Annotated in this window: 5 protein-coding genes; all 5 read right to left on the bottom strand. The window is 69.6% G+C overall.

Features of this window, described 5'->3' with window-relative positions; genetic code table 11:
- Positions 1–251: 251 nt before the first annotated feature.
- Positions 252–542 carry a hypothetical protein gene (locus KBA23_RS01505; protein ID WP_290735886.1) on the bottom strand — a complete coding sequence of 97 codons (291 nt, stop codon included), beginning with the start codon at positions 540–542 and terminating at the stop codon, positions 252–254.
- 89 nt (positions 543–631) lie between these two features.
- The gene (locus KBA23_RS01500; RefSeq protein WP_290735881.1) at positions 632–1,138 is read right to left on the bottom strand and encodes a cupin; all 507 of its coding nucleotides are present in this window, start codon (positions 1,136–1,138) and stop codon (positions 632–634) included.
- A 34-nt stretch (positions 1,139–1,172) separates the two neighbouring features.
- Positions 1,173–5,696 (bottom strand): glutamate synthase large subunit, encoded by a 4,524-nt coding sequence (gene gltB / locus KBA23_RS01495; protein ID WP_290735877.1) that lies wholly within the window; start codon positions 5,694–5,696, stop codon positions 1,173–1,175.
- Between the two features lie 46 nt (positions 5,697–5,742).
- Positions 5,743–6,165: a GFA family protein gene (locus tag KBA23_RS01490; RefSeq protein ID WP_290735874.1), complete on the bottom strand. Its 423-nt coding sequence runs from the start codon at positions 6,163–6,165 to the stop codon at positions 5,743–5,745.
- Positions 6,166–6,170: 5 nt separating this feature from the next.
- Complete coding sequence (locus tag KBA23_RS01485; RefSeq protein WP_290735869.1) at positions 6,171–7,607, bottom strand: NAD(P)-dependent oxidoreductase; 1,437 nt, start codon at positions 7,605–7,607, stop codon at positions 6,171–6,173.
- Positions 7,608–7,627 lie beyond the last annotated feature (20 nt).

Here is a 7,627-nt window from a genome sequence, read left to right as displayed (position 1 = left end):
AGCTCAGTTCAAGCGCGAGGTAGACGGTGGTCTCGGCTGCGGGAATGATCATCGACATCTGCGGCTCCATCGGGATGTGAGGAGCTGCCATCATCCGCGACTCCTCACCTCATAGCATCTGGAACCACCGCTGGGCGATGGCGCGCGGGCGCGAGGGGCTCGTCCGGGAGCTCGGCCGCCGGCGCTGAGCCTTCGATCGTCGCCGCAGGTCACCCCTGTGCGACCCGTGCGCCCTCTCGCGACGCGGCCTGTCACGCCGTAATGTGAACGGCGACCTCGCCCATGATCACCATGGGGGCAACGCCGCCGGTCATGCCGGCGAGGTTCTCCTTGATCCAGCCGAGCGAGCGTTCGTGCGCGGCCTTGGCGTGCGCTTCGGTGTCGAAGACGCTGATCGAGCCGCCGCCCTCGCCGAAGCGGACGACATAGTAGTCCCTGAAGCCGGGCTGCTTCTTCAGGATCGGCCCCAGGCCGGTTTCGGCGAGCTTCGCCGCCTCTTCGACCTTCTGCATGTTGGGATAGTTGCGGATCACGGCATACATGACGTTCTCCCGGGTTGCGCAGGCCGGGGCAAATCTCCCGCCTGCACGGCGAACATACACCCGAAGGCATCGGTCGGCCAATCGGGGCGTCACGGCCGATCGCGTTGCGCCTGGCCCCAGCGTGTGGCGACGCCGTCGGACGCTCCGGCCGGGTCGGACGCCGGGGCCGGCAGGGCGAGGATGCGTGCGGCCTGCGCCGGGGTGGGCGGCCCGCGCAGGATGTCGGCGTGCTGGCCGGGCGGGTAGGCGCCGACGATGAGGAAGTCGCCGCTCGCCGCGAGCCGGCGATGGCCGGTCCCGGCCGGAAGCACGACGACGTCGCCGGCCGTGACCGTGACCTCGCGCCCGCCCGGCCCGCCGAGGAGCAGCCGCGCCGACCCCGCGGCGCAGCCAAGCGCCTCGTGGCCCTCGCTGTGGAAATGGTCAAAGCCGAAGACGCCGTTCCGCCAGGCCGGCGGCCAGCCGTTCGCGGCGAAAATCGCCTCGATCGCCGCCGCGCCGCCGCCGGGAATCGCGCCCCGGTGCAGGAGCACGGGGAAGCGGGGGTGGTTCGGGATCGCGCCGGACGGCGCGAGGAGGAAGGCTTCCGTAGGCATGGTGTGCGGGGGCGGACAGCCCGCCCCGGGACGATCAGGCCCGCGCCTCGGCCGGCTCGTCGGTGAGCGGGTAGGCGAGGCGGGAGAGCATCTCCTTCGGCACGATCTGCACGAAGCGCGGCAGCGCCTCGTCCCAGTTGCGCAGGATCTCGGCGGCGCGCGGGCTGCCGGTCTCGGCGAGGTGGCGTGACACCAGGCCGTGCAGCACGCCCTCCCACGCCTCCGAGCGCACCGGCACCGCGATCACCGTCTCGCCGTTCAGGCGCAGGCCGAGCTCGTTCTCCGGGTCGTAGAGGAAGGCCATGCCGCCGGTCATGCCGGCGGCGAAGTTGTCGCCGATCCGGCCGAGGATCACCGCCACGCCGCCGGTCATGTACTCGCAGCCGTTCGATCCGCAGCCCTCGACCACAACCTCGGCGCCGGAGTTGCGCACGCAGAACCGCTCGCCCGCCCGTCCGGAAGCAAAGAGCGAGCCCGCGGTCGCGCCATAGAGCACGGTGTTGCCGATGATGGCGTTCTCGTGCGGGACGAGCGGCGAGCCGAGCGGCGGCCGCACGACGATGGTCGCGCCCGAGAGGCCCTTGCCGACGTAGTCGTTCGCCTCGCCCTGGACCTCGATCTTGAGGCCGGGGGCGGCGAAGGCGCCGAGGGACTGGCCGGCCGAGCCGCCGAGCTTGATCGTCAGGTGGTCGGGCTGGAGGCCGTTCCTCATCCCGAAGCGCTTGACGATGTGGCTCGACACCCGCGTCCCGATCGAGCGCAGGGTGTTCTGCACCGTGTAGCTGAGCTGCATCTTCTCGCCGTCCTTGAAGAACGGCTCGGCGTCCTGGACGATGCGCGCGTCGAGCGTGTCGGGCACGACCTGCCGTGGCCGGCGCCGGTCGAGCGGCGCGCCGCCGTTCTGCACCTGGATCAGCAGCGGGTTCAGATCGAGGTCGTCGAGATGCTCCGACCCGCGGCTGACCTGCTTCAGCAGGTCGGTGCGGCCGATCACCTCCTCGATCGAGCGGGCGCCGACGCTCGCCAGCACCTCGCGCACCTCCTCGGCATAGAAGGAGATCAGGTTCACCACCTTCTCCGCCGTGCCGGTGAACTTGGCCCGCAGCTCCGGATCCTGGGTGCAGACGCCCACTGGGCAGGTGTTCGACTGGCACTGCCGGACCATGATGCAGCCCATTGCGATCAGCGCCGCGGTGCCGATGCCGAACTCCTCGGCGCCGAGCATCGCCGCGATGACGATGTCGCGGCCGGTGCGCAGGCCGCCGTCGGTTCGCAGCGTCACCCGGTCGCGCAGGTTGTTGATCGTCAGCACCTGATGCGCCTCGGAGAGGCCCATCTCCCAGGGGAGGCCGGCATACTTGATCGAGGTGACCGGCGAGGCTCCGGTGCCGCCGTTGTGGCCGGCGATCAGGATCACGTCGGCCTTGGCCTTGGCGACGCCGGCCGCGATGGTGCCGACGCCCGACTGGCTGACGAGCTTCACGCAGACCTTGGCCCGGGGGTTGATCTGCTTGAGATCGTAGATGAGCTGGGCGAGATCCTCGATCGAATAGATGTCGTGGTGCGGCGGCGGCGAGATGAGGGTGACGCCGGGGGTGGAATGTCGCAGCCGCGCGATCAGCTCGGTGACCTTGATGCCGGGCAGCTGGCCGCCCTCGCCGGGCTTCGCGCCCTGGGCGATCTTGATCTCGAGCTCCTCGCACTGGTTGAGGTACTCGGCGGTGACGCCGAAGCGGCCGGAGGCCACCTGCTTGATCTTGGCGGAGGCGTTGTCGCCGTTCGGCATCGGCAGGAAGTGCGCCGGATCCTCTCCGCCCTCGCCGGAGTCGGACTTGGCGCCGATGCGGTTCATGGCGATGTTGAGCGTCTTGTGCGCCTCCGGCCCCAGCGCGCCGAGCGACATGCCAGGGGTGACGAAGCGCTTGCGGATCGCGGTGATCGACTCGACCTCGTCGAGCGGCGCCGGGCCTACCTTGGGCGTGAAGTCGAGAAGGTCGCGCAACTGGATCGGCGGGCGCGCCTGCATGGCGGCGGAATACTGCTTCCAGAGCTTGTAGTCGCCGCGGTCGCAGGCGGCCTGGAGCATGTGCATGGTGTTGGCTTCCCAGGCGTGGGTCTCGCCCGAGCGGCGCGCCTTGTAGAAGCCGCCGATGGGCAGGACTGCGTCGCTGCCCCGCCAGGCCTTCGCATGGATCCCCTCGACCTGCCGCTGCAAGCCGGAGACGCCGATCCCCGAGATGCGGCTGAGCATCCCCGGAAAGTACTCCGCCACCATGGCGCGGCTGAGGCCGACCGCCTCGAAGTTGAGCCCGCCGCGATAGGACGAGATCACCGCGATCCCCATCTTCGAGATGATCTTCAGCAGCCCCCAGTCGATCGCCTCGCGATAGCGCGCCACCGCCTCGGTGAGCGTGCCGGGAATCAACCCCCGCGCGATCCGGTCGGCGATCGAATCCTCGGCGAGGTAGGCGTTGACCGTCGTCGCCCCGCAGCCGATCAGCACCGCGAAATAGTGCGGGTCGATGCACTCCGCCGAGCGCACGTTGAGCGAGGTGAAGGTCCTGAGGCCCTTCGCCGTCAGCCACGAATGCACCGCGCTCGTCGCGAGGATCATCGGCATCCCCGCCCGTTCGGCATTCTGGCCGCGGTCGGACAGGACGAGATGGTTGATCCCGGCGCGCACCGCCTCCTCGGCCTCGGCGCGGATACGCGCGAGCGCGGCCTGGAGCGTGTTCGGGCCTTCGCCCACCGGGAAAGTGCAGTCGATCTCGTGCGCCTCGTCGCCTGCCCGCCGCGCGATCTCGGCGAAGCGCAGATCCGAGACGAACGGGCTCTCGAGCGTCAGGATCTCGGTCTGGTTGTTGTTCTCGTCGAGAACGTTCTTGAGGTTGCCGAACCGGGTCTTGAGCGACATCACCCGATGCTCGCGCAAGCTGTCGATCGGCGGGTTGGTCACCTGGCTGAAGTTCTGCCGGAAGTAGTGGCTGAGCGGCCGGTAGCGGTTGGAGAGCACCGCGGGCGGCGTGTCGTCGCCCATCGAGCCGATCGCTTCCTTGCCGTCCTCGGCCATCGGATGCAGGATCTGCTCGAGATCCTCGATGGTGAAGCCGGCGGCGATCTGGCGGTGGCGGAGATCGGTCCCGGTAAGGATCGGAACCTCCTCGACCCCCCGCGTCGCGTCCTCGAGATCGACGATTGAGCCGATCCATGTCCCGAAGGGCTGGCTCGCCGCCATCCGGTCCTTGATCTCGGCGTCGTGGTAGAGCTTGCCCTCGCCCATGTCGATGGCGATGAGCTGCCCCGGCCCGAGCGCTCCCTTCTCCACCACCGTCAGATCGTCGGTCGGCACCATCCCGGCCTCCGATCCGGCGATCGCAAGGCCATCGCCGGTGACGACGTAGCGCATCGGCCGGAGCCCGTTGCGATCGAGCCCGCCGCAGACCCAGCGGCCATCGGTCATTGCAAGCGCCGCCGGCCCGTCCCAGGGCTCGATCACCGAGTTGGAATAGGCGTACATGTCCTGCCAGGCCTGCGGCATCTTGGTCGCAAGCTTCGACCACGCCTCGGGGACCAGCATGGTCTTGGCCATCGGCGCGATCCGGCCGGCGCGCACCAGCACCTCGAAGACGTTGTCGAGCGCCGCCGAATCCGAGCCGCCCGGCTGCACGATCGGCTTGATGTCCTCGGCGAGCTCGCCGAAGTAGTCCGAGGACATGCGGATCTCGTGGCTCCGCATCCAGTTGAGGTTGCCCTTCAGCGTGTTGATCTCGCCGTTGTGGGCGAGCATCCGGAACGGCTGCGCCAGCCACCAGCGCGGAAAGGTGTTGGTGGAATAGCGCTGGTGATAGATCGCGAAGGCGCTCTCGAAGCGCGGGTCATTCAGGTCGGGGTAGAAGACCGCGACCTCCTCGGCGAGCATCATGCCCTTGTAAATGATCGACCGGCACGAGAGCGAGCAGATGTAGAAGTCGCGGATGCCCGCGCCCGCCTTCTCGATGCGGCGGCGGATGACGTAGAGTTCGCGCTCGAAGGTCTCCTCGTCGACGCCTTTGGCGTTGGAGATGAGGATCTGCTCGATCTCCGGCCGGGTGGCGTTGGCCTTGTCGCCGAGGCAGGAAATGTCGACGGGGACGTGGCGCCAGCCGTAGATGTAGTGGCCCATGCGCAGGACCTCGGTCTCGACGATGGTCCGCGCCGCCTCCTGCGCCCCGAAGTCGTTGCGCGGCAGGAAGATCTGGCCGACGGCCAGCCGCTCGTCGCGCGGGGTGTGGCCGGTGCGGCGGACCTGCTCCTCGAAGAAGACCCTGGGGATCTGCACATGGATGCCGGCGCCATCGCCGGTCTTGCCGTCGGCGTCAACGGCGCCGCGATGCCAGATGGCGCTCAGTGCGCGGATGCCGTTCTCGACCACGTCGCGCCGCGGCTTGCCGTCGATGGCGACGACGAAGCCGACGCCGCAGGCGTCGCGCTCCTGGTCGGCGGCGTAGAGCCCCTCGGCCTCGAGGCGCTTCAGGGCTTCTTCCTGCTCACGGACCCAGGCGTCGTCGTAGGTGGTCATGGCAAGGTCTCCTGGCGGGGGGCGTTCGCGCGCCCGGGCGTGTCTGTCAGTCCTGCGAGGCGAACCGCGCCTCGGTCTCGGCCTTGGTCAGCCGGGAATGATCCCCGGCGAGCGCGTAAGTCTCGGGCTTGCGGTCGATGTAGATCTCGCCGCCAAAGGGGATGGCGCCGGGATCGTCGAGCAGCCCGAGCGAGAGGTACATCCAGCCGGCCTTCGGTCCGACGGTCAGCCGGTAGAAGAGGTTCGAGCCGCACCTGGCGCACCAGGTTCGCTCGGCCCAGTCCGAGGTCCGAAGGGCCGCGATCGCTGGGGGCTCGTCGAAGCGGATGGCGTCCGGCGCAACCTCGACCGAGAAGTTGACCGAGCCGGTCCAGCGCCGGCAGGTCTCGCAGTGGCAGGCGTGGAACTCCGTCCCCGGTGCGAGGTCGGCCTCGAAGCGGCAGGCGCCGCAGACGCAGGATCCGCGCATCGCCGTCACTCCGCCGCGATGCGCGCCGCGCCGTCGAGCCGGCGCAGGATGCTCTCGGCGGCGTCGCGGCCGTCGCGGATCGCCCAGACGACGAGGCTTGCGCCGCGGACGATGTCGCCGACGGCGTAGACGCCCGGGAGCGCGGTCTCCTTGGTGCCGAAGTCGGCCTTGATCGTGCCCCAGCGCGTCACCGCGAGCTCCGGCGCGCCCCAGAGCGTCGGCAGATCCTCGGGCTCGAAGCCGAGCGCCTTGATCACGAGCTCGGCCGGCTCGGTGAATTCGGCGTCGGGCACATCCTCCGGCGACTGCCGGCCGCTGGCGTCCGGCGCGCCGAGGCGCATCCGCGCGACGCGCACGCCGCTCACCCGGTCGTCGCCGAGGAAGCCGCGCGGGTTGGTCAGCCACAGGAACTCGACGCCTTCCTCCTCGGCGTTCTGCACCTCGCGCTGGCTGCCCGGCATGTTGGCGCGATCGCGGCGGTACAGCAGCTTGACGCTGGTCGCGCCCTGGCGGATCGCGGTGCGCACGCAGTCCATCGCCGTGTCGCCGCCGCCGATCACCACCACCCGCTTGCCCTCGGCGTCGAGCGTGCCGTCGTCGAACTCGGGCACGGCGTCGCCGAAGCCCTTGCGGTTCGAGGCGGTCAGGTAGTCGATCGCCCGCACGATCCCCGGCAGGCCCGAGCCCGGGCCCCCGAGATCGCGCGACGTGTAGACGCCGGTCGCAATCACCACGGCGTCATGGGCGGCGCGGATGTCCTCGAAGCCGATGTCCGCGCCGACGTTGCAGTTGAGCCGGAGCGTCACCCCGCCGTCGGTGAGCTGTTCGTTCCGGCGGAGCACCACGTCCTTCTCGAGCTTGAAGCCGGGGATGCCGTAGGTCAGAAGCCCCCCGGCACGGTCGTAGCGGTCGTAGACCGTGACCTGCACGCCGGCGCGGCGCAGCATGTCGGCCGCCGCGAGCCCGCCCGGGCCGGCGCCGATGATTCCGACGCTCTCGCTGCGCTCGTGCAGGGGCCGGATCGGCTGGACCCAGCCCTCCTCCCAGGCGGTGTCGGTGATGTACTTCTCCACCGCCCCGATGGTCACCGTGCCGTGGCCCGCCTGCTCGATGACGCAATTGCCCTCGCAGAGCCGGTCCTGCGGGCAGATCCGGCCGCAGATCTCGGGGAAGGTGTTGGTGGCCTGACTGAGTTCGTAGGCCTCGCGCAAGCGGCCTTCGGCCGTGAGCTTCAGCCAGTCGGGGATGTTGTTGTGGAGGGGACAATGGGTCTGGCAATAGGGCACGCCGCACTGGCTGCACCGGCTCGCCTGCTCGGCCGCCTTGGCGGCGGCGAACTCGCGATAGATCTCGTCGAAGTCCTCGCGCCGCTCGGACACGGCGCGCTTCGTCGGCATGTCTCTCGGCACGCTGACGAACTTCAGCATGATGTTGCCCGCCATGACCGCTCCCTCCTGCGACC

Source organism: Amaricoccus sp., assembly GCF_017995835.1.
In the GTDB taxonomy this organism is placed as follows: Bacteria; Pseudomonadota; Alphaproteobacteria; order Rhodobacterales; family Rhodobacteraceae; genus Amaricoccus.
The sequence above is the reverse complement of the archived record's forward strand: the minus strand, read 5'-3'. Positions and strand labels throughout refer to the sequence as shown.

Bases quoted from the DNA above. Each gene is read 5' to 3' on its own strand.
- KBA23_RS01505 (WP_290735886.1), bottom strand. From the start codon at position 542: ATGTATGCCGTGATCCGCAACTATCCCAACATGCAGAAGGTCGAAGAG.
- KBA23_RS01500 (WP_290735881.1), bottom strand. From the start codon at position 1,138: ATGCCTACGGAAGCCTTCCTCCTCGCGCCGTCCGGCGCGATCCCGAAC.
- gltB (WP_290735877.1), bottom strand. From the start codon at position 5,696: ATGACCACCTACGACGACGCCTGGGTCCGTGAGCAGGAAGAAGCCCTG.
- KBA23_RS01490 (WP_290735874.1), bottom strand. From the start codon at position 6,165: ATGCGCGGATCCTGCGTCTGCGGCGCCTGCCGCTTCGAGGCCGACCTC.
- KBA23_RS01485 (WP_290735869.1), bottom strand. From the start codon at position 7,607: ATGGCGGGCAACATCATGCTGAAGTTCGTCAGCGTGCCGAGAGACATG.